Below are 22,954 nucleotides of genomic sequence, written 5' to 3'. Positions count from 1 at the left end.
GTGCAACCCCGCCCGCAAGGGCACGATGATAACCCCGGACTCCAGTTATGACCGGAGGAGAAATGGGGAGCACGTCAATGGCCATGCTGCAGGATGTCGTCTCGCGAAAGCTCTGAGGCCTGATCGGCGGTGCCAGCTGGTCGATGATGTTCGGAGCACATGGCAGGTCAGCATCCGGCGGGCCTGCGCTGTGCTCCGGGCGGAACGATCAAGCTACCACTACCGTGGTTGCCGCACCGATCAAGCCGACCTCAAGAAGCGCATAAGGGAGATCGCGGAGACGCGGGTTCGCTACGGCTATCGCCGTGTCCACGTGCTGCTCCGGCGCGAAGGCTGGGAGATCAACGGCAAGCGAGTTTAGAGATGGAGCTGCAACTGCGCAAGAAAGCGCCCAGACGGCGGGTCAAAGCCAAGCTGAGGGAAGGCCACTGCGCAGTCTTCCGAGTCAATAATGTCTGGGCCATGGACTTCGTCCATGACCAGCTCGCGACGAGACCGAAGCTACGCATCCTGACAGTGGTCGACACTTTCAGCCGGTTCTCGCCGGCTGTCGAACCGCGGTTCCGCTTCCGGGCACCGGATGTGATCGAGGTATTGGAGCGGGTCTGTGCCAAGGTAGGTTATCCAGCATCGATCAGAGTCGACCAGGGCAGTGAGTTCATCTCCCGCGAGCTCGATCTGTGGGCCTACATGAAAGGTGTGCGCGGCCTGGCAAGCCGACCGACAATGCGTTCATCGAAAGCTTCAACGGCAAGTTCCGGGCAGAATGCTTGAATGCGCACTGGTTCATGAGCCTCGATGACGCGGTCCGAAAATGCGAAGCTTGGCGTAGAGACTATAACGAAGTACGACCGCATAGCGCGATCGGCAACAATCCGCCGATATCGCTGCTATCCGCATCAGTGGCAAATGGCCCGCCCTGACGTTGGAATACTGGATCGGCCCCAGGCGGGGGGGCCAGGATCGGGGTGCAGGTTACAAGGGGGAAGACTCCACCTCTGACTTGTAACAACCCGGGGGGGGGGAGAACGTCACATTTTATAAATGGCCGAGTTTTCTTCAACCCCAGTTTGTTGTCCCGCCATAGCCATTACCCGAATCTTCAGATTTAACAGGCATCACGACGAACATTGATTGCGCCGCTGAACGTGTGGCGCTGGTGGTTCGAGGATTGTCATGCCCGTCGATGTTGAAAAACAGGTTTCCGTCATTGGTCTTGGCTATATCGGCCTGCCCACCGCCGCGCTGATCGCGCGATCGGGCATGCGGGTGCTGGGCGTCGATGTCAGCCCGCATGTGGTGGAGACGGTGAACAACGGCCGCGTGCATATCGAGGAAGTCGATCTGGACGGGCTGGTGCAGGGCGTGGTCTCGCGCGGCACGCTACGGGCTTCGACGCAGGTGGAAGCGAGCGACGTCTTCGTCATCGCGGTGCCGACGCCGGTGTCCGAGGATCATGCGCCGGATATCTCCTATGTGCTTGCCGCCGCGCGCACGATCGCGCCGGTGCTGAAGGTCGGGGACACGGTGATCCTCGAATCCACCTCGCCCGTCGGCACGACCGAGGCGATGCGCGACCTGCTGGCGGACCTGCGCCCCGATCTGCGCATGCCGGGCAAGGGCGGGGCGGCCGCGGCGGATGTTTCCATCGCCTATTGTCCCGAGCGCGTGCTGCCCGGTCGCATCCTGGTGGAACTCATCGACAATGATCGCTGCATCGGCGGCATCACCCCGCGCTGCGCCCGCAAGGCGCTGTCCTTCTATCGCCAGTTCGTGCGCGGCCAGTGCATCACCACCACGGCCCGCGCCGCGGAGATGGTGAAGCTGGTCGAGAACAGCTTTCGGGATGTCAACATCGCTTTCGCCAATGAACTGTCTGTAATTGCCGAAGGGATGGGCATCGACGTGTGGGAGGTGATCCGCCTCGCCAATCGCCATCCGCGCGTGAACATCCTGCAGCCGGGGCCGGGCGTGGGCGGCCACTGCATCGCGGTGGACCCGTGGTTCATCGTGCATGGCGATCCGAAGAACGCCCGCATCATCCGCACCGCGCGGGAGGTGAATGACGCGAAGACCGACCATGTCGTCGCCCGCGCCTCCGACCTGATCGACGATGCGCCGGCGGGTGACATCGCCTGCCTTGGCCTCGCCTTCAAGGCGAATATCGACGACTTTCGCGAGAGCCCGGCGGTGAAGGTCGCCGCGCGCCTGGCCCGCCGCTATGGCCGCCGCATCAAGCTGGTCGAGCCCTATGCGACCGACCTGCCGATGGATTTTGCCGGGACGGGCGCGGAATTGATCGACATCGACAGCGCGCTGGAACGCTGCGCGACGTTCATCGTGCTGGTCGATCATGACCTGTTTAAGTCCGTGCCGTTGGAGGAACGGGCCGACAAGGTTGTGTACGACACCCGCGGCATCTGGTCCGACCAGCCGAGCGAGCCGGCTCGCTCGCGTCCACGGATCGCCGGCGCGGCCTGATTGCTCCGGGCGGCGTGGCGCCGCCCTTCCGTGGCATCCTGGGGGCTATTGGAAGCGTCGCGCCTCTCTGCTAAGGCGCGGCGATGCTGATGCGCGTCGTGCTCGTCCTGTTCTTCCTGTCGCTGGCCGCCAATATCGGATTCGCGCTCGCAGATCCTCATTGGCTCGCGATCCCGGCACTGTTGCTGGGATGGTATGTGGCGGACATGCTCTCCGGCCTTGTCCACATGTATATGGACTATCGGCCTTGTGCCGTCGGCGTCGGGCTGGACCGCATCTATTTCTATGAAGGATCGCGCGAGAGCGAGGAATATCAGGCGATGTTCCGGGCCGCGATGACGCGAATCAACCCGCTGGAGCGGCTGATCTATGATTTCAAGAACCATCATCCCAGGCCGAACGCGCTGGGCCGCAGGGGCGTCACGCGCCTGATCGGATCGACGGTTGTGGTTGGCGCGCTGCCCCTGTCGATGGCGTTGAACATCGTGTGTCTCCTGCTGCCGTCATGGGGGCTCACCATCCCCGGTTGGGTTGTTGCCGGCTTTTCAGCCTTGCTGCTGGGTGGTGCCTTCGCCCAATATTTCCACGGCACGCTACATCGCGAACATAATGTCTGGATCGTGCGTGCTATGCGGCGTGTTGGGCTGTTGATGACGCCGCGAGCGCACCAGCTTCACCACGACACGCTGAAACGCGACTTCAGCACTAATTGCGGCTGGAGTAATCCGCTGCTGAACGCGCTGTTCGCGTTGGCATATCGGCGTCGCTGGCTACGGGACGAGGGGCTGGAGCCCGTGGGGTGAAAAAGGACGGTGACGGGTCTGCCATCTGTTTGGCGTCTTGACATCGGAAAATGTTGCAATGCTTTTCGCGCGCGGGCACAGGGACGAGCTGAAAATTTGATCGTGTGTTCTGGATGCCTTTTCATTGGCTTGCCGTGAAGCCGTCGAATAATCAAATTCGCATACGAGCTGGATGATTTTATGTGGGATAATATTTTGGGCCGAATAAGAACAATGGGGCCCATATTCGTTCTGACGGTTGTCATTCCGACCATCCTGTCCATTCTCTATTTTGGTCTGATCGGTTCTGATGTCTACATATCGGAATCGCGCTTTGTGGTGCGCAGTCCTGAAAAGCAATCTGCTTCGGGATTGGGTTTTTTTCTGAAATCAGCGGGCTTTGCCAAAGCTGGCGACGAAGTGTTCGCCGTGCAGGACTATGCGAAATCGCGTGATGCGCTCACTGCCCTGAACAAAGGCAATTTCTTTCGGAGCGCTTATTCGCGGCCGGAAATCGATTTCATCAATCGCTTTCCCGGCATCGGCCGTTCGGACAGCTTTGAATCTCTCTTCAAATATTTCGACAAGACGGTCAAAGTCGAATTTGATACCACAAGCTCGATTACACAGTTGATTGTGCGAGCCTACACACCCAAGGACGCCTACCAGATCAATGAGAAGCTGCTCGAGCAGAGCGAGGCGCTGGTCAATCGGCTGAACGAGCGCGGGCGGGACGATCTTATACGTTTTGCGAGCCGGGAAGTCAGCGAAGCGGAGCGGCGTGCGAGTGAAGCGGCGCTCGCGCTTTCAAGCTATCGCAATCGTGAAGGCGTGGTTGATCCCGAGCGCCAGGCCACGGTGCAATTGCAGCTCATTTCCAAGCTGCAGGATGAACTGATCACCACGAAGACTCAACTCGTCCAGTTGCGTGCGTTCACCCCGGCCAACCCGCAGATCGAGGTGCTTCAGTCCCGCGTCGCCAGCCTGGGCGACGAGATCGATTCTGCGATGAAACAGGTGGCTGGCAATCGCGGTTCGCTGGCGGGAAGCGCGGCGCGCTATCAGCGTCTGCAGCTGGAAAGCCAGTTCGCCGACCGGCAGTTGGCAAGCGCGATGGCATCGCTCGAGGAAGCTCGAAACGAGGCGCGTCGCAAGCAGGTCTATGTCGAGCGCATCGTTCAGCCAAACATGCCTGACAAGGCGCTTGAGCCGCGGCGTATGCGCGGTATCCTTGCGACGTTCGTACTTGGTCTGGTGGCTTGGGGTATCGTCACGATGCTTCTGGCTGGTCTTCGCGAACATAAGGATTGATCGAGGCGTCAGATGTCCACCGAAGGAAATAGTCTGGCCCATTCCTGGATGCTTCAGAAGCGCGTCGTCGGCGCGCTGCTGATGCGTGAGGTGCTGACGCGGTTTGGTCGGCACAATATCGGTTTTTTGTGGCTGTTTGTGGAGCCGATGATGTTCACGCTGGGTGTGACAACCCTGTGGACGCTTAGTAAGGCGATCCACGGGTCAAACCTGCCGATCGCGGCATTCGCGCTGACCGGATATTCCAGTGTGCTTCTTTGGCGAAATATGCCGTCACGCTGTATCGGTGCGGTCGCGCCCAATCTCGCCTTGATGTATCATCGCTATGTGAAGGTGATTGACATCTTTGCTGCGCGCGTGATCCTTGAAGGGATCGGCGCAACCATCTCGTTTGTCGTCCTGTCTATTATGCTGGTGTTCCTCGGCCTGATTGATCCGCCAGAGGATATGCTGCAGGTGGCGTGTGGGTGGTTCATGCTTGCATGGTTCGGGAGCGCGCTGGCGATATCGCTCGGCGCGATTGCGGAGCGCTCCGAGCTGGTCGAAAAGCTATGGCATCCTGCGGCCTATTTGCTCTTCCCGCTCTCGGGCGCAGCGTTCACGGTGAACGCATTGCCGCCTGAGGCGCAGAAGTACATCCTGCTTCTGCCCATGGTGCATGGCGTGGAATTCATTCGCGAAGGTTATTTCGGATCGAAGATCATAGCGCACTATGACATGGCCTATATGGCGCTTTGCAACCTTGGATTGAGCATTGTTGCGCTTATTCAGGTTCGCATCATCAGCAAGACGGTGATCCCGGAGTGATACAGCTTGAGAATGTGAACAAGAGCTACCCTACGCGAAGCGGTATGGTGAAGGTTCTCCAAGATGTGAACCTCACCGTGGGACCTGGTGAGAAGGTCGGCATCTTGGGCCGGAACGGGTCGGGGAAATCCACGATGATCCGCCTGATCAGCGGCGCCGAATATCCTACGTCCGGCGAGGTGCGCCGGGGGATGAGCGTTTCCTGGCCGCTTGCTTTCGGTGGCGCCTTCCAGGGGACGCTGACCGGCTACGACAATCTGCGGTTCATCTGTCGTCTCTACGGAAAGTCGGCGGAAGACAGTGTCGATTTCGTTCAGGAGTTTTCCGAACTCGGGCGCTATCTCAAGGAGCCGGTGCGCGCCTATTCCGCCGGCATGCGTGCGCGGTTGGCATTCGCCATTTCCATGGTGGTGGAATTTGACTGCTTCCTGATCGATGAGATCGTGGCGGTCGGTGACGCTCGCTTTCATGCTAAATGCCATATCGAGCTGTTCGAGAAGCGGGCGGATCGGGCAATGATCATCGTGTCGCATGATGTCGCCTATGTGCGCGATCATTGCGACAAGGCGGCGGTCTTGATCGATGGCATTCTGACGCCCTTCGACGATCTGGACGAAGCTTACGCATTTTACAGCGGTGCGGCACATTGATGGCGGGCGTCATCGCGTCGCTCGCTGTGATATTTTCCAGAATATGGGCCCGATCCGACAGCGATTCTGATGTGCCGCCCACCCCGGAAGATGGGCAACGGCAGTTGCTGGTCGATGTGTCAACGATCAGGCAGCATGACGCCCGTACAGGTATTCAGCGCGTCGTCAGGGGTGTGTTGCTCCACCTGCTCGATGTGGAAGGGGAGGGCTTCGCAGTTCGTCCGGTCTTTGCTGCTGGCCCCGGGGACTATCGCTACGCACCGCGCGATGTCCTGCAGTCGAGTGATGTCGATGCCAGCGGATCGGCGATGCCTGTGTCCGTCAAGGCAGGGGACGTCTTCCTGGGCCTGGACCTTTCCGCCCACATCCTGCCGCGGTGCGGGGCGATGATGCGGCGATGGCGAGCGAGGGGTGTGGCGTGCCACATCGTCGTATATGACCTTCTGCCGGCAACCCATCCGGACTGGTTCACGGCAGGTGGCGTACGGCATTTTCGTCGATGGCTGCGTTTCATCGCCGATCATGCGGACGGTGTGCTGTGCATTTCAGATCATGTGGCGGGCGAGTTCCGGCGCTGGATCGGCACGAATTATCCTCGCAAGGTCGAGGGGATCGCAGTGGAGCGGTTGTTGCTGGGCGCTGACTTGCAAACGACTGGTCCAAGCCGGGGTCTGCCTGTCGGCGCCGAGGATTTCCTGTCCGGGATGAGGCATGCGCCCACGATATTGATGGTCGGCACGATCGAACCGCGCAAGGCGTATGAGCTCGCATTAGCGGCAATGGAGCATCTATGGTCGTCTTGCCCGGACCGCGACTGGCGGCTGGTGATTGTGGGCAAGGCGGGCTGGAAGACCGAAGATCTGCAGGTGAGGCTTGCCCGGCATCCGATGGCTGGAACGCAACTTTTCCACCTTTCCGATGCGAGCGACGAATATCTGGCGCGGCTATATGGTGCCTGTCGTTGTGTCCTGATTGCGTCGCGTGACGAAGGCTTTGGTCTTCCCGTGATCGAGGCGCAACGCTTCGGTCGGCGAGTGCTGGCAAGGGATCTGCCGGTTTTCCGGGAGTTGCAGCGTCCCGGCATGCACTATTTCGCAGACGATGCGCCGGGCGCACTGGCCGAAGCGATTGTCCGATGCGTGGACGCCGGAGCGCTTCGCGAGGAGGAGCGGATCGATGCCGCAGAAATCATGGACTGGCAAGTGGCAACAGACCAACTCGTCAGGACTCTTGGGCTGCTCTTGTTGCCCCAGGCGTCGGGGAGAAATATCTCTGCCTGACTACATTGCAGCAATCGTTAGCTATTCGGCATCAGTTTTCTATTGAGATGGTTATTGAGGCTAAGTGCATGGTTGTTGCTACCAATAAATTCTCTGTTTTCTATGGTTTAGAAATGTTTTATGTAGGGAGAGGTATGGGAATTGTATCATCAATGCTCCAGTGTGGCTATGAAATCTACAGTCTTGTTTATCATCACCTTCCAAGGTGATCATAATTTCGCTACGATGAGTATTTTGAGCGGCTTCTGATTATGCGGCTTCCTGCGTTGGACAGGTTGTCGAGGACGACGACGTTGCTGGGTTTGAGTGCGGGAACGAGATACTTGTAGCCCTCCGGTGAAGGCCGCATTGGCGAGGCTCAATCGTTTGAGGTGGTGCCGGAAATTCGGACAGGGTGTTAGGGGCCGGATTCAATGACCGACTTTTCATGATGGCCCGATCATGACACACAGAGGTGGCTAGGTTTGTCTGAACAGGGATCGGCAACGGATAAGTGGATCGTCTGCTGGCTGTTTCCTCGAACTGCCAACATGGGGCGTCATGCAGGAAGCGGTGCGGATTGCACTGACCAGCCGATTGCCGCGTGAGTGGGTTGCTGCTGATTTGGTGCGCGAGAATGAACAGCTTCACCTTGAGAGCCATATGTTCGGGGAGGAGAGGGATGTCCTAAAAGGGCACGCAGTTTTCGCGAGCCAGCAACCGTGAGGTTCGCCTTCGTGGAGAGCTGGCGGGGACTGTCAGGAATTTCGTGTGCGACGAGGCATAGTGGGCAACAAGGAGACCCAGCATGTCACGACGCAAAGAACCTTCGATACCGAACGACATTCTCGACCAGCTGCTGGCTGGCACTGACGCGGCTGCGGCACTCAGCCAGGGCGGCCTGCTCGATGCCCTGAAGAAGGCTTTTGCCGAACGGGCTCTCAACGCGGAGATGGATCACCATCTTGGCCAGGAGGAGCAAGGAAGCAACAGCCGGAACGGCTATGGTCGCAAGACGGTGACAACCGACGGGGGACGGATCGAGATTGAAGTGCCGCGCGATCGGGCGGGCAGTTTTGATCCGCAGCTGATCGCCAAATACCAGCGCCGCTTTCCTGGTTTCGATGACAAGATCATCAGCACCCGCGAGATCACGGGCCATCTGCGCGAACTGTATGGCATCGATGCCTCGCCTGATCTGATCAGCACGATCACAGACGCGGTGCTGGAGGAGGTTGCGGCCTGGCAGCAGCGGCCTCTGGACCCAGCCTATCCGCTGGTTTTCTTCGATGCGATCCGGGTGAAAATCCGCGATGAGGGCATGGTTCGCAACAAGGCGATCCATATTGCCCTGGGCGTCATGGCTGACGGCACCAAGGTGGTCCTTGGGCTATGGCTGGAGCAGAATGAAGGCGCCAAATTCTGGCTGCGCGTCATGAACGAACTGCGCAACCGCGGCGTCGAGGACATCATGCTGGCCGTCGTCGATGGCCTGAAGGGCTTTCCCGACGCCATCACCGCCGTCTTCCCCGAAGCCATGGTTCAAACATGCATCGTTCATCTGCTGCGCAATTCTATGGATTTCGTGGCGTGGAAAGATCGCAAAACGCTCGGAACAGCCCTGAAGGCCATCTATCGTGCCGTCGATGCCGTAGCCGCCGAGGAGGCGCTGACCGCCTTCGAAGCCAGCTTCTGGGGCCAGCGGTACCCGGCTATCGGCCAAAGCTGGCGTCGGGCTTGGACCGAGGTCATCCCATTCTTCGCCTTTCCCGACGAGGTTAGGCGGATCGTCTATACGACCAATTCGATAGAGGCCCTCAATTCCAAGCTGCGCCGCGCTGTCCGTGCCCGGGGGCATTTCCCCAACGATGAGGCTGCCACCAAACTGCTATATCTGATCTTGAACCGATCGGAGAAAGAGTGGAAAATGCCCCCGCGTGAGTGGAACATGGCGAAGGCGCAATTTGCCGTGCTCTTCGGCGAACGTTTCATCAGGGCCATGACGGCCTGATGGTCAACCGCCTCGCCACACACGAAATTCCTGACAGTCCCGCAGGCGGGCGCTGATTATGACGCCCCAGGTCCCGACACGTCGCCGACGACGCGGTAACTGGTATGCAGCCACACACGGGCCTAAAACCACTTTGATCGTGGTCATCGCCCGCGAATTGAATTAACTCTGGACGAGGCTTCCAGCTACTTCATCGACGCCACTGTGGCCTGCTGCCGGTTTGGCGGACACCGAGATAGGCTCAATCAGGCTACACCAGCTTCCCGTTCGAAATCTATGGGGCTGAGATATCCGAGGGTGGAGTGGCGGCGGGTCGGATTATAGAAGCATTCGATATAGTCGAACACGTCCGCCTTAGCCTGCGCTCTCGTTCGGTAAACCTTCTTGCCGATCCGCTCGGTCTTGAGGGATGAGAAGAAGCTTTCCATGGCGGCATTATCCCAACAATTTCCGGACCTGCTCATCGAACAGGTGACGCCATTATCTGCCATGAGCCGCTGGAACTGCTCGCTGGTGTATTGGCTGCCCTGGTCCGAATGATGCAACAGGGCGTCAGGTTTTCCACGCCTCCAGATTGCCATCATCAGGGCATCCGTGACGAGTTGCGCCGTCATGCTGTCGCTCATCGACCAGCCCACCACGCGACGTGAAAACAGGTCGATGACAGCGGCCACGTAGAGCCATCGTTCTGCGGTCCAGATATAGGTGAAGTCCGCCACCCATTTCTGGTTGGGCCTGTCGGCCGTGAACTGGCGATCCAGCACATTGTCGGCAATGACGGATCGCTCGCCCTGATCTTTGGGAAGACCGCGACGACGCGGACGTGCCCTCAGGCCCTGTTCGCGCATCAGCCTCTCGATCTTGTGCAGACCACATTGATAGCCTTCGGCAAGGATGTCGTGCCAGACCCGACGCGCACCATAGGTGCGATAGCTACCGATATGGCTGGCCCTGATCCTGGCGCCGATCTTCTCATCATCCCGCGACCCCTGCGACGAGGCGCGTGTCAGCCAGGCATGAAAGCCACTTCGCGAAACACCGAGCGCCCCGCATATCCATGCCACCGGCCAGATCCCTCGGTGCTTCGCGATAAAGCTGAACTTCATATCGAGTCCCTCGCGAAGTAGGCGGCGGCTTTTTTTAGTATGTCTCTTTCCGCCTTCAGCTTGGCCACTTCGCGGCGCAGCCGCTCTATCTCCAACTGCTCCGGCTTCATCTGGCCATTGCCGGGAAAGGCCTGCACCGGATCGGCGGATAACTCCCGAACCCATTTACGCAGCACATTCTCGTGAACGTCCAGATCACGGGCAGCCTGCGCAACAGCAACACCCCGCTCACGAACCAACCTTACCGCCTCGAGCTTGAACTCGCGGCTGAACTTCCTTCTCTGCATTCCTGCTCTCCGATAGGTGAAAACACCTTATCTCGGTGTCCACCAAACCGGCAGCAGGCCATATCGAGCGCACCGCCCGGCTAGCTTATCTGGCTCCCGACATCATCCGAGTCATCCTTGATGGCCGACAGCCCCGTCAGGTCACCGCGCGCACGCTCTCGCGCCTTGGCGCACTGCCGCTTTGCTGGACCAGGCAGCGCATGATGCTCGGATTCCCGGCTATCTAAGCCCTCACGCACTTTTAGGACGCGAAATTGGCGGCAGAGAAATTGCCGCCAATTCTAGTTCCAAGCCGGTGCCAATGTGTCTCTGAGGCCGACAGACCGGCAACCGCCCTCCGCAAACCTGCGGAAAGAGCGGGGAATTTTGGAGGCGTCAGGCAGAGACCGCTCAAGGGTGGAAGTCTGCGGACTGAGTGGTGAGCCCTGCTGGATTCGAACCAGCGACCTACTGATTAAAAGTCAGTTGCTCTACCGACTGAGCTAAGGGCCCGGCGCGATGCCGTATGCGGCTTCCACTAGGGAAGGACGGGAGTGCGGTCAATCCTTTGTACGGGCCTTTGCTCGGCCTGCATGGGTGCTTTGCGTGCGTGCCTGTGCAGGGCCGCGCCCTGGCTAGCCGCGCATGCAGGTGGCGGACGGAGAGGCCGCCCCACGGGTCGCGCCAGTCGGGGGCGATGGCGGCTAGGGGCGTCAGCACGAAATCGCGTTTCCGCCATGCCGGATGGGGGATGGTGAGCGAGCGGGACCGCCAGCGTCCGCCGCTCCACAGGATGATGTCGAGATCCAGCGTGCGCGCGCCCCAGCGGCGGCCTGCGCTCCGGCCGAAATGGCGTTCAAGCGCCTTCAGGTGACGGAGCAGGGCAGGGGGTGGCAATATCGTTTCCACCACGACGGCGGCATTGGCGAAGATGCGCGCGGAGGGCCCCATTGGCGGGCTGGACATGACCGGGGAGAGGGCGCGCAAGCGCAGCGGCGCTGCGTTCAGCGCCGCCATCGCCCGGCGCACGATGACGGCAGGCGAAAGCCGCGCCGAAAGCGGGCGGTTCGATCCGATGGCGATGGCATAGCTTGCGTAACCCATGCCGCTCGGCCTATCGCGGCGCCATGTCCCTGACCAGCCCCCCGACCCATCCCCTCATCGTCAGCCCCGTGCCCGATAGCGAGCCGCCGCATGATTGCGCCCTCTGCCCGCGCCTGGTCGCCCATCGTGAAACGTGTCGGGCGGCATTCCCCAAATGGTGGAACGCGCCGGTGCCGGCCTTTGGCGATCGCGATGCCCGTATCGCCATCATCGGCCTTGCGCCGGGCATGCAGGGCGCCAACCGCACCGGCCGACCCTTTACCGGCGACCGATCCGGCCCGCTGATGTTCCAGACGCTGCTCAAAAGCGGTCTTGCCGAGGGTGCCTATGAAGGCCGCGTCAATGATGGCCTGACCCTGAAGGACGCGATCATCGTCAATGCCGTCAAATGCCTGCCGCCGGAGAACAAGCCGACGCCGGAAGAGGTGCGCACCTGCCGCGCGTTCCTCACCCGGGCCGTCGATGCGCTGCCCCATGCCCGCATCTTCGTGGCGCTGGGCCAGATCGCCCACCAATCGGCGGTGAAGGTGCTGGGCGGCAAGCTGCCCAAGGCGCGCTTCGCCCATCTGGCCGAACATCGCATGCCCGACGGGCGGGTGCTGATCGACAGCTATCACTGCTCCCGATATAATCAGAATACCGGCCGCCTGACGCCCGAGATGTTCGAGGCGGTGTTCGCGCGGGCGACGGCGCTGCGCGATCAGATGTCCTGAGCGATGCGTCCGTAAAGCTCCGGCCGCCGGTCGCGGAAGAAGCCCATGCCGGCGCGGTGCCTGCGGGCCTGTTCCAGGTCCAGCGTCGCCACCAGCGCGCCGCTTTCCCAATGGCCGACATCGGCGACGAAATCGCCCCATTCGTCGGTGATGAAGCTGTGGCCATAGAATTTCTGGCCCTCTTCCTCACCGATGCGGTTGGCGGCGATCACCGGCATGCAGTTGCTGACGGCGTGGCCCACCATCGCGCGGCGCCACATGCGGCTGGTGTCGAGGTCCGCATCATAGGGTTCCGAGCCGATGGCGGTGGGGAAGAACAGCATTTCCGCGCCCATCAGCGCCATCACGCGGGCGGTTTCGGGATACCATTGGTCCCAGCAGATGCCGATGCCGATGGTGCCATATTTGGTGTCCCACACCTTGAAGCCGCTATTGCCGGGGCGGAAATAATATTTCTCCTCATAACCCGGCCCATCGGGGATGTGGCTCTTGCGATAGACGCCCATGATCTCGCCGCGGTCGTCGATCATCGCGAGCGAATTATAATGATGCTGCCCGTCGCGCTCGAAGAAGCTGGTGGGGATGTAGACCTCCAGTTCCTTCGCCAGCGCCTGCATCGCCAGCACGGCGGGATGCTCGCCCAGCGGCCGGGCGTTGGCGAACAACGCCTCATCCTCATGCCGGCAGAAATAGGGGCCCTCGAACAGTTCGGGCGGCAGGATGATCTTCGCGCCGCGCGCCGCCGCCTTGCGGACATGCGTGGCGACCAGCGCGATATTCTCGCCGATGTCGTCCGAAAAGGCGAGTTGAAGGGCGGCAACGGTCACATGGGTCATTCGCGGGTCTCCACCCTTCTGCCAGCTTTTCTGTGAGCTTCGAAGGGATATCCGAATGGAAACAGGTCAGGCGCTGGGCATCTGCTGGCTGGTGCAGTGGAAGCTGCCGCCGCCGCTCAATATGGCGTCGCTGCGTAGCCCGACAATATCCCGGCCGGGAAAGAAAGGCTTGAGCGCATCGAGCGCCGCCTGATCATTGGGGCGGCCATAGACGGGCACGATCACGGCGGCGTTGCCGATGTAGAAATTCATGTAGCTCGCCGGGATCGCCTTGCCATCCACCAGCACCAGGCCGGGCGAGGGGATGGAGGCGACCTCCACGCCATGCGCCTTCGCCCGCGCGCGCGCATCGGCATAGATGGCGGCATTGGGGTCGTCCGCATCGGTCGCCTCGGGGATCGCCAGCACGCCGGGCGCCACGAAGCGGGCAAGGTTGTCCACATGCCCGTCGGTATGATCGTTCATCAACCCGTCGCCCAGCCACAGCATGTCGGACAGGCCGAGCGCGCCGGCGAGCAGCGTCTCGATCTTGCCGCGATCCAGATCGGCATTGCGATTGGGGTTGAGCAGGCACTGTTCGGTGGTGACGAACAGGCCGGTGCCGTCGGTGTCGACAGCGCCGCCCTCGAAGATCCAGGGTTGGGTGGAGAGCGGCAGACCGGGGGCCTGCGCGGCGAGGCGGGCGCCGATATCCTCATCCCCCTCCATCACATATTTGCCGCCCCAGCCGTTGAAGCCGAAATCGACCAGCGCGCGGGCGTTGCCGTTGCTGACGCAGATCGGCCCGGTGTCGCGCAGCCAGACGTCGCCATGTTTTTCCACCTGCACCACAACGCCGGGGCCGACGAGCGACCGGGCGATGGCGGCATTGGCCTCATCCGCGGCGACCAGCCTTACCGCCTCGCCACGTCCGCCGGCATGAACGGCATCGGCAAAGGCGGCGAGTTGCCGCTGTGCCTCCGGGAAGACATCGGGCCATTCGGCGGCATTGCTGGGAAAGCCGATCCACACCCAGTCGTGCGGCGCCCATTCGGCGGGCATGCGGTATGTCATTTCGGGGCTCCGTAAGCGATGGGAACGGGGTGGCATTGCAGGCGCGGGTGCCATAGCCTCCCTGCGCCGTGAAAGACAGCCCTGGGATGTGAGGGGGGATGGATATGACGATATGGGGATGGATATGGGCTGCGCTGGCCCTGAGTGTTGCGGCGCCTTCTCCTGCCGTGGCGGAAGAAAAGGCCGCCCGGCCCATGCCGGAATGGATGGCCGGTGCCTGGCTGGAGGCGAAGGGCGATCGCTGGACGGAGGAATATTGGACGCCCCCGCGCGGCGGCATCATGATCGGGGCGGGGCGCAGCGGCAAGGGGGAGGTGCTTTCCTCCTGGGAAGCGACGCGCATCCTGAAAGGGAAGGACGGCACAATCGCCTTTCACGCATCGCCGGGCGGTGGCCCTTCGGTGGCCTTCCCGATGGTCACGCAGGGCGCGAGCGACATCACCTTCGCCAATCCCGCGCATGATTATCCGCAGCGCATCCGCTACTGGCGTGAGGGTGGCGCGCTCCATGCGGAAACGGCGCTCATGGATGGCAGCAAGGCCATGCACTGGGTTTACCGGCGGATGGCGGAATAGAAGGCGGCGGCGCAGGAGCGGCCGGCCTATGCCTGGCTCAGCTGCACCTTGTCGGCGTAAAGCAGGCGGCCATTGCCCAACTGCCCGAGCACCGTGGGGACCATATGCTGCGCCAGCGCGAAGCAGCCTTCGCTGCGGCCGAGCTTGCCCCATTGGACGAGGAAATTCTCGCTCACATAATCCGCGCCGTGGATCACGATGGCGCGGGCTTCGGCATTGTTGTTCTGCGGGTCGAGGCCGATCAGGCGCATGGATTGCCCATGCTGCCCTTCATAGACCTCGCTGGTCACATAGGCGCCGTCCGACGTGGCGAAAGAGCCCATGTCGTTGGAAAAGCTGCGCAGCCAGCCCGAATGCTCCGGGTCGGAGCCGCGGCCATGCGCCACCAGATAGGATGTGGCCTTGCCACCCTCCAGATCGACGATGTGGAACCGCAGGTCCTTCGACGCCGCGCTGAAATCCGCCAGCCCCACGCGGTCGCGCAGGGCAATGCGCCCCTGATGACGGTCGAGCGCCGCCCTGGCGCGTTCCAGCAGCGCCTGATAGGGCACCGATCCGGGCAGAGGCGATGTTCCGGGCAGGAGCGATTGGCCGCCCGGCGCCAGCAATGCGGCGCGGCAGAGCGAGGCGGGAAACAGGGCGGCGCCCAGACCCGTCAGGGCGAACCGCGTAAATGCTCTTCTGTCCATCGACCCCAATATAACCCGGTCGCGCCTGGAGCCCAAGCCCTGTTTGGCGGTGCGTTCATGAAACGCGATGGTTGTTGGCGGTCCATTGCTTGTGGGCCTCCCGTCCTTTCCATCAGCCCCGCACATATCGGATTGCCGACTGCAGGCATCAGGAGAGTGTTCGGGCGTTTGCGCAGACCCTTCCCGGCGGAAATCCTGACGTCAGTAGATCTGCCCCAGTTCCTGGCTGTTCCCGCTCGCCGCGTCGCCGCCCTTGCGTTCCACCGGCGCGTCCGGATGCTGGCCGCCGTTCTCGCCATTGGGGAGCCGGGCGGTCATGCCGACGGCGGCGGCGTCGTCCAGCATCTGCTGCTCGTCGGAAATCTCCGGCGGCGGGGCAGGCTTGGCCGCATTCTGCGCATTGTCGGGCTCGGGCGCGGGCATGATATTTTCCGGCGCGATATTTTCTACGACGTTCGCGTCGTTATCGAAGGGCTGCTGCTCGGGCTCCCGGTCGTGGCAGGCGCCAAGGGCCATCGCGGCCAGCAACGGCACCAGGGAGGGCGCCAACATGGTCAGGCGACGAAGGCGGACAGGCATTGCTCAGGGCTCCTTGGAAGCGGCGATGGTCGACTGGGCGCTCTGGCTCGATGCCTCGATCTTCGCGGCGAGCAGCTTGTCCCAGCCATAGGGGTCTTCGCGGAAGTTCATGACGCCATTGCCCCCCGCAAAGGCGGTCCAGTACAACAAATAGACCGCCACTTGCTGCGGCAGCGACACGCGCTGCGTCTTGCCGGCGTCGATCAGCGTCTGCACCTTGCCCGCGAAATCGGGGCTGCCCTGCAGCATCAGTTCGGCGAGCGGCACCGGCTTTTCCAGGCGGATGCAGCCATGGCTGGCCAGCCGGTCATAGCTGGAGAATTTGCCGCGCGCCGGCGTATCGTGGAGATAGACGGCAAAGGGGTTGTCGAAATCGAACTTCAGCCGGCCCAGAGAATTGGCCGGCCCCGACGCCTGTTGCAGCCGTTCGCCGCCATCGGGCGTCTTGATGAACCTGTATCCCTTTTTGATGAGCGTCTGGCGTCCCTGCGGCCAAAGCTCCTTGTTGGCGATGGAGGAGGGCACGTTCCACGGCGGGTTGACGACGACCGAGTGGATGGAACTGGCCAGCATCGGCGTTTCATTGCCGGGCCGGCCGGTCACGGCCTTCATCGAGGTGACGGGCCGATCGCCCTCGAACACCGTCAGCACGGCGGCGGCGATGTTCACCTGCACGCGGTTGACCGGCATGTCGCGGGGCATCCAGCGCCACCGCTCCATATTGGCCATGATCGACGCGATGCGGCTTTCGACCGGCACGTTGAGCGCCGCGAGCGTGGCCGCGTCCAGCAATCCGGTGGGTTTCAGGCCATAGCGGCGCTGCGCCCGCTGCAGGGCCGCGACCAGGCTTTCGCCGGCCCCCCCGGTCTTGTCCTCGATCGCCAGGCGCTGGCGGACGGCACCTTCGGCGGCACCGGTGGAAAGCCTTGCCCAGCCGCCCTCGTCGCGTATGCGCCGATAGGTCTGCAGCCCCTGGCGCAGGCCGTCATAGCCGGCATAGGGCGGGGTCAGGCTCTCCGTCCACTGCTGCAGCCGGTCCTGGGCAACCGCCTGCGCCAGAGCGGGGCGGGCGTCATAGGGGGCTGGCCGCAGTGCCCAGATCGCCAGGAAATCGGCGGTGTCGACCCGGCCGCTGTGCAGCGCATGGGCACGGTCCAGCGCGGCCTGCACCAGCATGTCGCCAGACAGGGCGCGGTCATCGAGCTGCGCCTTGCCAAGCCCCTGCGCGTCGCCACCCTTCACCCAGGCCGCCAGAAAGGCTTTCTGGCTGGACGACAGCGGCGGAATCGGCACCGGCGGGGCGATGACGGGCGGCGGGGCCGGCGGCACCGTCTGGACAACGGCTGGCGGCTGTGCCGGGGGAAGCAGCTGCACGGGCATTTTCTGTGCCGGCGCGGCGCTGGAAAGCAGGGCCGCGAACAGGGGCGCGGCGGTCGACAGGGATGTGAACATGGAAGGCATGGCGGACCGGATAGACCATCCTTGCCCGGCGATCAAAGAGCAGATGGGCATAATCCGGCATATCCTGTCAGGCGTGGAGGACGGGAGCGCGGTTGCCGCGCCGTCAACGCCGCGCCGTGGCTGGCCCGGCCGCCAGCCCTTCCGATCATGTCGGCAGGGCTTGTGATCGTCCCGGCTCTTTCCCGCCGGGAAGCGCGCGCGGTGCAAGAAATATCCCCTGTCAGGCAATTGATGTCACATTATGTCACGTCATGGTCCGTTCCGCCCGTTCCAGCACAACCGGCATGTCCGGCCGATGAACGGGAGCCCGATGAACAGGGCGCGTTATTTCCCCGCCCGGCTCTGGTCCCTGATCGCCCGGAATTCGTCGCCATCCACCCAGTTCGGCCAGGCGGTGCTGTTCCCCAGTTCGCGGCCGATCGTATAATAGAGCCGCAGGTCGGACATCACGCCCGTCCAGTCCCAATGGGGATCATATTCATCCTTGGGGCCGTGATAGCGGTGCTCCTCATACTCCTTCGCCGCCGCTTCCCCGGCCGTGACGCCGCCGTTCACCAGATCGTTGCCGCCCTCGAAATAGAGCATCGGCACGCCCTTTTTCGCCAGGCTGAAATGGTCGGAACGATAGTAAAAGCCTTTTTCCGGGGTCGGCTCGGCCGTCGCCACACGGCCCTCGGCGGCCAGCGCACGGTCCAGATAGGCGTCAAGGTCCGACTTGCCCTTGCCGATGACGATCACGTTGCGCGCCGGACCGGCCATGCTGAGCGCGTCCATATTGACGCCGCCCACCGTCCGGCTGAGCGGCAGCACCGGGTTGTTGCCATAATAGGCCGATCCCAGCAGGCCGGATTCCTCCGCCGTCACGGCCAGGAACAGCTGGCTGCGGTCCGTCGGCCCGGCCTTCGCATTGGCCTCCGCCAGCGCGACGAGGGCGGCGGTGCCGGTGGCGTTGTCGATCGCGCCGTTGCAGATGTCGTCGCCGTCTGGCGCCGCCTCGCAGCGGCCCAGATGATCCCAATGGCCTGAATAGAGCACATATTCATCGGGCCGGGTCTTGCCGGGCAGGATGGCGACGACATTTTTCGACAGATGCTTGCGCACCGTCTGGTCCAGCGAAACGCTGGCCTTCACCTTGCCCAGCGGCACGGCCCTGAACCCCGGCTTCTTCGCGGCGGCGGTGAGGGTGGCGAGGTCGAGCCCGGCGCTGGCCATCAATGCCTCCGCCTTGTCCTTGCGCAGCCAGCTCATGATCGGCAACAGGTCCATATTGCCATTGGCGGCGTCCGCCACCTGCTGCGCGCCCGTCCAGCTCGATTGCACGACATTCCAGCCATAGGCGGCGGGCACCGTGTCATGCACGATGATCGCGGCGGCCGCGCCCTGCCGCGCGGCTTCCTCATATTTATAGGTCCAGCGGCCATAATAGGTCATTGCCCGGCCGTTGAACGGCCCGGTCAGGTCCGCATTCTCATAGTCCGGGTCATTGATGAGGATGACGACCGTCTTCCCCTTCACATCGACCCCGGCATAGTCGTTCCAGCCCTTTTCCGGCGCGTTGATGCCATAGCCCACGAAGACGACCGGGCTGTCCTTCACCGCGCTATGCGGCGTCACGCGGTAGGTGGCGGCCACCATCTCCGGCCCATAGGCGGCGGTGATCGTGCTTTTCCCGCCGGAGAAGCTGAGGGGGCTGACCTTGGTCGCCGTCAGTTCCACCAGCGGCACGTCCTGGAACCAGCTGCCCTTGTTGCCGGGCGTAAGGCCCAGCTTCTGGAATTCGGAGACGAGCAGCGCCAGCGTCTTTTCTTCTCCGATGGTTCCGGGCGCACGCCCCTCAAAGGCGTCCGACGACAGCTCCTGCACCAGCCGCTTCATCGTGTCGGCGGAGGGGGTGGCGGGGGCAGAGGCGGGCGTCGGCGCAACGGTCACGCCTGTGCCTGTCGTCGTCGCGCAGGCGGCAAGCGTGAGAGAGGCTGCAACGGCGATGGCCAGACCGGAAGGGCGATGCATGGGTGTAAGCTCCTGTTATCGACCAGATGCATATCGTGCCGAACGGCAGTGGCAAGCAAAGGATCGCGCCTTTCAACAGACGGGGTCGCCGGTGGAGCCTGAAAAAAGATATGGTTCAGGGACGAAGCCCCATGCCTTCGCCAACAAGGCAACGAAAAAAGGGCGGCGCCTTGCGGTGCCGCCCTTTCTTGTCTGCTCGGAAAACCGATCGATCAGCGCGAATAGAATTCGACAACCAGATTGGGTTCCATCTTCACCGGATAGGGCACTTCGTCCAGCGTGGGGACGCGGGTGTAGGTGATCTTGGCGGCGCCGTCGGGGGCGATATAGTCGGGGATGTCGCGCTCGGCCAGGCCCTGCGCTTCCATGACCAGCGCCATTTCCTGCGCCTTCTTGCCCAGGGTGATCTCGTCGCCCGGCTTCACCAGACGGCTGGCGATGTTGCACTTCACGCCGTTCACATAGATGTGGCCGTGCGAAACCAGCTGGCGCGAGGAGAAGATCGTCGGCGCGAACTTGGCGCGGTAGACGACCGCGTCCAGGCGGCGCTCCAGCAGGCCGATCAGGTTCTGGCCGGTGTCGCCCTTCATGCGCGATGCCTCGAAATAGTTCTTCTTGAACTGCTTCTCGGTCACGTCGCCATAATAACCCTTCAGCTTCTGCTTGGCGCGCAACTGGATGCCGAAGTCCGACATCTTGCCCTTGCGGCGCTGGCCGTGCTGGCCGGGGCCATATTCACGCTTGTTGACCGGGCTCTTCGGGCGACCCCAGATATTCTCGCCCATGCGGCGGTCGAGTTTGTACTTGGCGCTATGGCGCTTCGACATCGTAATTTCCTTCAATTGCCAACAACATCAGCCGCACCGCTGCCGGTACGGCATCAATCCCGGTCTTCGCCCGCGTCCCATATTTCAGGGGGCAGGGCCACCGCTTCACCGGGGTGCGGGGCCAATTGCGAAGGCGCGCCTATGAAGAGGGAAGGCGCGAGAGTCAAGTCTGGATGTCCGGGCGGCACGTGGAGGCGTCGGCCGCGCGGGGGTGATCAGTTGGCCGGGCTGATGTTCCCCAGGCCATGCAGGATCTGTTCCTGCTTGCGCGTGGTGTCGGCATTGAAGGCGCGCCATTCTGCCTTGGTCTTGCAGACCCTTTTGCGCGACATGATCGATCCCAGCACCGGCTCGCTATGGCAGACGACCTTCTGGCTGTCATCGACCGATGGCGCTTCTGTCGATGGCGCCTTGTCCGCGGCAAATACGGGCAGGGCGACGGAAAGCAGGGCGGCCATGGCGGTGGCGCGCAGAATCATGGTCATCGGGTAAACTCTTTCGATGGGGAAGGCGCGCCGGGCGCGTCCTCCTTGATTGCGTATGGGGCTATAGAAATGGGCGGCGGTTCTTTCGTCAAGGCCGGAAATGCTGCATCGCGATACAGTGCCGGCGCTTTGGCGACGCGCCCTCTCGACTTCATCCGTGCCCGCGCCTAGGGAGGCTGCATGGCTGAAATCACCAATTCCGATGCCTGTGAAACCATGGCGCAGGTTCGCGCCGGCGTGGATGATGTGGACCGGCGGCTGGTCGCGCTGCTTGCAGAACGCTTTGGCTATATGCGCGCGGCGGCGCGCATCAAGCCGGATCGCGCGCTTGTGCGGGACGAAGCGCGCAAGGCGCAGGTCATCGACAATGCCGTGGCCGAGGCCGGTACGCTGAACCTGCCGGCGGACGTCATCGCGCAGATGTGGGAGCGGCTGGTCGAAGGGTCCATCGCCTATGAGATGGCGACATTCGACCAATTGCGGGGCACGGCGGCGGACTGATCGCCGGTCTGGCCACCGGCCAGCGCCGCGCCATTCTCAACATTCCACGACATTGACGGCGAGGCCGCCAAGGCTGGTTTCCTTGTAGCGGCTCGCCATGTCCTCGCCGGTCTGGCGCATGGTCTCGATCACCGCGTCGAGGCTGACGATATGGCGGCCATCGCCCTGCAGTGCGAGATAGGCGGCGTTGATCGCCTTCACCGCGCCCATGGTGTTGCGCTCGATGCAGGGGATCTGGACGAGGCCGCCGATCGGATCGCAGGTCAGGCCCAGATTATGCTCCATGCCGATCTCCGCGGCATTCTCCACCTGCGCATTGGTGCCGCCCAGCACGGCGGCAAGGCCCGCCGCCGCCATGGAGCAGGCCACGCCCACTTCGCCCTGACACCCCATTTCGGCGGCGGATATCGACGCGCGCTTCTTGTAGAGGAAGCCGATGGCCGCCGCCGTCAGTAGGATGGTGCGCTCGCCTTCGCGGTCGGCGCCGGGCACGAATTTTCGGTAATAGCGCAGCACTGCCGGGATGACGCCCGCCGCGCCGTTGGTGGGCGCGGTGACGACCCGGCCGCCGGCGGCATTTTCCTCGTTCACCGAGAGCGCGAACAGGCTGACCCATTCGAAGACCTCGGCGGGCTGCATATTGTCCTGCCCGGCGCGCAGTCGGGCATGGATGCTCTTCGCGCGTCGCCGCACGCGCAGGCCGCCGGGCAACATGCCCTCCTGCCGCAGGCCCCGGTCGATGGAGGCATGCATGGCATCGGCCACCTGATCCAGGAACAGTTCGGTCTCGGCGCGCGGGCGCCAGGCTTCCTCGTTGCGGAGCACCAGCGTCGCGATGGAGAGGCCGGTTTCCTCGCCTTGTGCCAGCATCTCCGCGCCCGAGGCGAAGGGAAAGGGCTGGACGCGGTTATGGCCGACAAGGCTGCGATCCTCCACCGGCGCGCCGGAGAGGACGGCGCCGCCGCCGATGGAATAATATTCGCGGGCAATCGGCGCGCCGTCCTCGAATTCGGCGGTAAAGCGCATGCCGTTGGAATGGGCTTCCAGAAAGGTGCCCATGTGGAAGACCAGGTCGGCGGCCTCGTCGAAAGGGATGTCCCAATCGCCGAAGCGGATGCGATGATCGCTGCGGATGGCCGCCACCTGATCGGCGATGCTGTCGGGATCGACCGTTTCCGCGCGCGCGCCCGACAGGCCGAGCAGGACGGCACTGTCGGTCGCATGACCTCGCCCCGTCAGCGCCAGCGATCCGTAAAGCTCGCAGCAGACACGGTTGGGCTCGCGCGGCAGGCTTTCCATGAACATCAGCGCGGCGCGCATCGGTCCGACGGTGTGGGAACTGGACGGGCCGACGCCGATGGTGAACAGCTCCGTCACGCTGATGGCAATGGAACTGTCTATGCGCGATTTGGCGCGAACGGTTATATTCTCGGTCATGCGGGACTATC

22 protein-coding genes, 1 tRNA gene and 1 pseudogene are annotated in these 22,954 nt (G+C 62.7%); 12 read left to right on the top strand and 12 right to left on the bottom strand.

Translation table 11 applies throughout. From position 1 onward, the window contains the following. Positions 1 to 83: 83 nt before the first annotated feature. The 9 genes and pseudogenes from WFP78_RS13655 to WFP78_RS13615 form a co-directional block, all read left to right on the top strand. Positions 84 to 923, top strand: a pseudogene (locus WFP78_RS13655) (IS3 family transposase); the annotation flags it as partial. A 253-nt stretch (positions 924 to 1,176) separates the two neighbouring features. Next, positions 1,177 to 2,481: a UDP-N-acetyl-D-mannosamine dehydrogenase gene (gene wecC / locus WFP78_RS13650; RefSeq protein WP_336963207.1), complete on the top strand. Its 1,305-nt coding sequence runs from the start codon at positions 1,177 to 1,179 to the stop codon at positions 2,479 to 2,481. Positions 2,482 to 2,564: 83 nt separating this feature from the next. Next, on the top strand, positions 2,565 to 3,284 hold the full coding sequence (locus WFP78_RS13645; protein WP_336963204.1) for a fatty acid desaturase CarF family protein: 720 nt from the start codon (positions 2,565 to 2,567) through the stop codon (positions 3,282 to 3,284). 180 nt (positions 3,285 to 3,464) lie between these two features. Continuing rightward, a complete protein-coding gene (locus WFP78_RS13640; protein WP_336963202.1) occupies positions 3,465 to 4,574 on the top strand; it encodes a KpsE/RkpR family capsule polysaccharide export protein in 1,110 nt (369 codons plus the stop codon). A gap of 12 nt (positions 4,575 to 4,586) precedes the next feature. Next, complete coding sequence (locus tag WFP78_RS13635) at positions 4,587 to 5,381, top strand: ABC transporter permease (protein WP_336963199.1); 795 nt, start codon at positions 4,587 to 4,589, stop codon at positions 5,379 to 5,381. A gap of 44 nt (positions 5,382 to 5,425) precedes the next feature. Then, complete coding sequence (locus tag WFP78_RS13630; protein WP_336963220.1) at positions 5,426 to 6,031, top strand: ABC transporter ATP-binding protein; 606 nt, start codon at positions 5,426 to 5,428, stop codon at positions 6,029 to 6,031. Next, on the top strand, positions 6,031 to 7,311 hold the full coding sequence (locus WFP78_RS13625; protein ID WP_336963196.1) for a glycosyltransferase family 4 protein: 1,281 nt from the start codon (positions 6,031 to 6,033) through the stop codon (positions 7,309 to 7,311). The genes WFP78_RS13630 and WFP78_RS13625 overlap by 1 nt, the downstream gene beginning before the upstream one ends. A 540-nt stretch (positions 7,312 to 7,851) precedes the next feature. After that, a complete protein-coding gene (locus WFP78_RS13620) occupies positions 7,852 to 8,016 on the top strand; it encodes a hypothetical protein (protein WP_336963194.1) in 165 nt (54 codons plus the stop codon). A gap of 82 nt (positions 8,017 to 8,098) precedes the next feature. Further along, positions 8,099 to 9,301 (top strand): IS256 family transposase, encoded by a 1,203-nt coding sequence (locus WFP78_RS13615; protein WP_336963191.1) that lies wholly within the window; start codon positions 8,099 to 8,101, stop codon positions 9,299 to 9,301. Positions 9,302 to 9,546: 245 nt separating this feature from the next. Here WFP78_RS13615 and WFP78_RS13610 read toward each other — a convergent pair. From WFP78_RS13610 to folK, 3 genes are all read right to left on the bottom strand, one after another. After that, positions 9,547 to 10,694 (bottom strand): IS3 family transposase gene (locus WFP78_RS13610; RefSeq protein ID WP_336963188.1). Its coding sequence is split into 2 segments (ribosomal slippage): positions 9,547 to 10,436 and positions 10,436 to 10,694, totalling 1,149 coding nucleotides; the frame shifts between segments, so codons are not numbered across the junction. 416 nt (positions 10,695 to 11,110) lie between these two features. After that, positions 11,111 to 11,186 (bottom strand) — tRNA-Lys (locus tag WFP78_RS13605). Further along, on the bottom strand, positions 11,142 to 11,777 hold the full coding sequence (folK, locus tag WFP78_RS13600; protein ID WP_336963216.1) for a 2-amino-4-hydroxy-6-hydroxymethyldihydropteridine diphosphokinase: 636 nt from the start codon (positions 11,775 to 11,777) through the stop codon (positions 11,142 to 11,144). The genes WFP78_RS13605 and folK overlap by 45 nt, the downstream gene beginning before the upstream one ends. A gap of 23 nt (positions 11,778 to 11,800) precedes the next feature. On the opposite strand from folK, the gene WFP78_RS13595 reads away from it, so the two are divergent. Continuing rightward, positions 11,801 to 12,490 (top strand): uracil-DNA glycosylase, encoded by a 690-nt coding sequence (locus WFP78_RS13595; RefSeq protein ID WP_336963184.1) that lies wholly within the window; start codon positions 11,801 to 11,803, stop codon positions 12,488 to 12,490. Here WFP78_RS13595 and aguB read toward each other — a convergent pair. Together aguB and WFP78_RS13585 are read right to left on the bottom strand one after the other, a co-directional pair. Then, positions 12,478 to 13,326 (bottom strand): N-carbamoylputrescine amidase, encoded by an 849-nt coding sequence (gene aguB, locus WFP78_RS13590; RefSeq protein ID WP_336963182.1) that lies wholly within the window; start codon positions 13,324 to 13,326, stop codon positions 12,478 to 12,480. The genes WFP78_RS13595 and aguB overlap by 13 nt on opposite strands. 66 nt (positions 13,327 to 13,392) lie before the next feature. Then, positions 13,393 to 14,379 carry an agmatine deiminase family protein gene (locus tag WFP78_RS13585; protein WP_336963180.1) on the bottom strand — a complete coding sequence of 329 codons (987 nt, stop codon included), beginning with the start codon at positions 14,377 to 14,379 and terminating at the stop codon, positions 13,393 to 13,395. A gap of 104 nt (positions 14,380 to 14,483) precedes the next feature. On the opposite strand from WFP78_RS13585, the gene WFP78_RS13580 reads away from it, so the two are divergent. Next, positions 14,484 to 14,954 (top strand): DUF6265 family protein, encoded by a 471-nt coding sequence (locus WFP78_RS13580; RefSeq protein ID WP_336963178.1) that lies wholly within the window; start codon positions 14,484 to 14,486, stop codon positions 14,952 to 14,954. Between the two features lie 26 nt (positions 14,955 to 14,980). Here the strand turns inward: WFP78_RS13580 and WFP78_RS13575 are convergent, their stop codons facing one another. The 6 genes from WFP78_RS13575 to WFP78_RS13550 form a co-directional block, all read right to left on the bottom strand. Next, positions 14,981 to 15,643, bottom strand: a complete 663-nt coding sequence (locus WFP78_RS13575; protein ID WP_336963177.1) for a murein L,D-transpeptidase catalytic domain family protein — start codon at positions 15,641 to 15,643, stop codon at positions 14,981 to 14,983. A gap of 201 nt (positions 15,644 to 15,844) precedes the next feature. Beyond that, positions 15,845 to 16,222 carry a hypothetical protein gene (locus WFP78_RS13570; RefSeq protein ID WP_336963175.1) on the bottom strand — a complete coding sequence of 126 codons (378 nt, stop codon included), beginning with the start codon at positions 16,220 to 16,222 and terminating at the stop codon, positions 15,845 to 15,847. A gap of 3 nt (positions 16,223 to 16,225) precedes the next feature. Further along, positions 16,226 to 17,674, bottom strand: a complete 1,449-nt coding sequence (locus WFP78_RS13565; RefSeq protein WP_336963172.1) for a L,D-transpeptidase family protein — start codon at positions 17,672 to 17,674, stop codon at positions 16,226 to 16,228. Positions 17,675 to 18,007: 333 nt separating this feature from the next. After that, on the bottom strand, positions 18,008 to 19,693 hold the full coding sequence (locus WFP78_RS13560) for a M28 family metallopeptidase (RefSeq protein WP_336963169.1): 1,686 nt from the start codon (positions 19,691 to 19,693) through the stop codon (positions 18,008 to 18,010). Positions 19,694 to 19,905: 212 nt separating this feature from the next. Then, positions 19,906 to 20,520 carry a 30S ribosomal protein S4 gene (rpsD, locus tag WFP78_RS13555; protein WP_336963167.1) on the bottom strand — a complete coding sequence of 205 codons (615 nt, stop codon included), beginning with the start codon at positions 20,518 to 20,520 and terminating at the stop codon, positions 19,906 to 19,908. 215 nt (positions 20,521 to 20,735) lie between these two features. Continuing rightward, positions 20,736 to 21,005 carry a hypothetical protein gene (locus tag WFP78_RS13550; protein WP_336963164.1) on the bottom strand — a complete coding sequence of 90 codons (270 nt, stop codon included), beginning with the start codon at positions 21,003 to 21,005 and terminating at the stop codon, positions 20,736 to 20,738. Between the two features lie 180 nt (positions 21,006 to 21,185). Here WFP78_RS13550 and WFP78_RS13545 point away from each other — a divergent pair, with 180 nt between their 5' ends. Further along, positions 21,186 to 21,506 carry a chorismate mutase gene (locus WFP78_RS13545; protein WP_336963162.1) on the top strand — a complete coding sequence of 107 codons (321 nt, stop codon included), beginning with the start codon at positions 21,186 to 21,188 and terminating at the stop codon, positions 21,504 to 21,506. A gap of 36 nt (positions 21,507 to 21,542) precedes the next feature. Here WFP78_RS13545 and WFP78_RS13540 read toward each other — a convergent pair whose 3' ends face one another. Continuing rightward, on the bottom strand, positions 21,543 to 22,943 hold the full coding sequence (locus WFP78_RS13540; protein ID WP_336963159.1) for an L-serine ammonia-lyase: 1,401 nt from the start codon (positions 22,941 to 22,943) through the stop codon (positions 21,543 to 21,545). Between the last annotated feature and the right edge of the window lie 11 nt (positions 22,944 to 22,954).

It is taken from the genome of Sphingobium aquiterrae (assembly GCF_037154135.1).
In the GTDB taxonomy this organism is placed as follows: Bacteria; Pseudomonadota; Alphaproteobacteria; order Sphingomonadales; family Sphingomonadaceae; genus Sphingobium; species Sphingobium aquiterrae.
The sequence above is the reverse complement of the archived record's forward strand: the minus strand, read 5'-3'. Positions and strand labels throughout refer to the sequence as shown.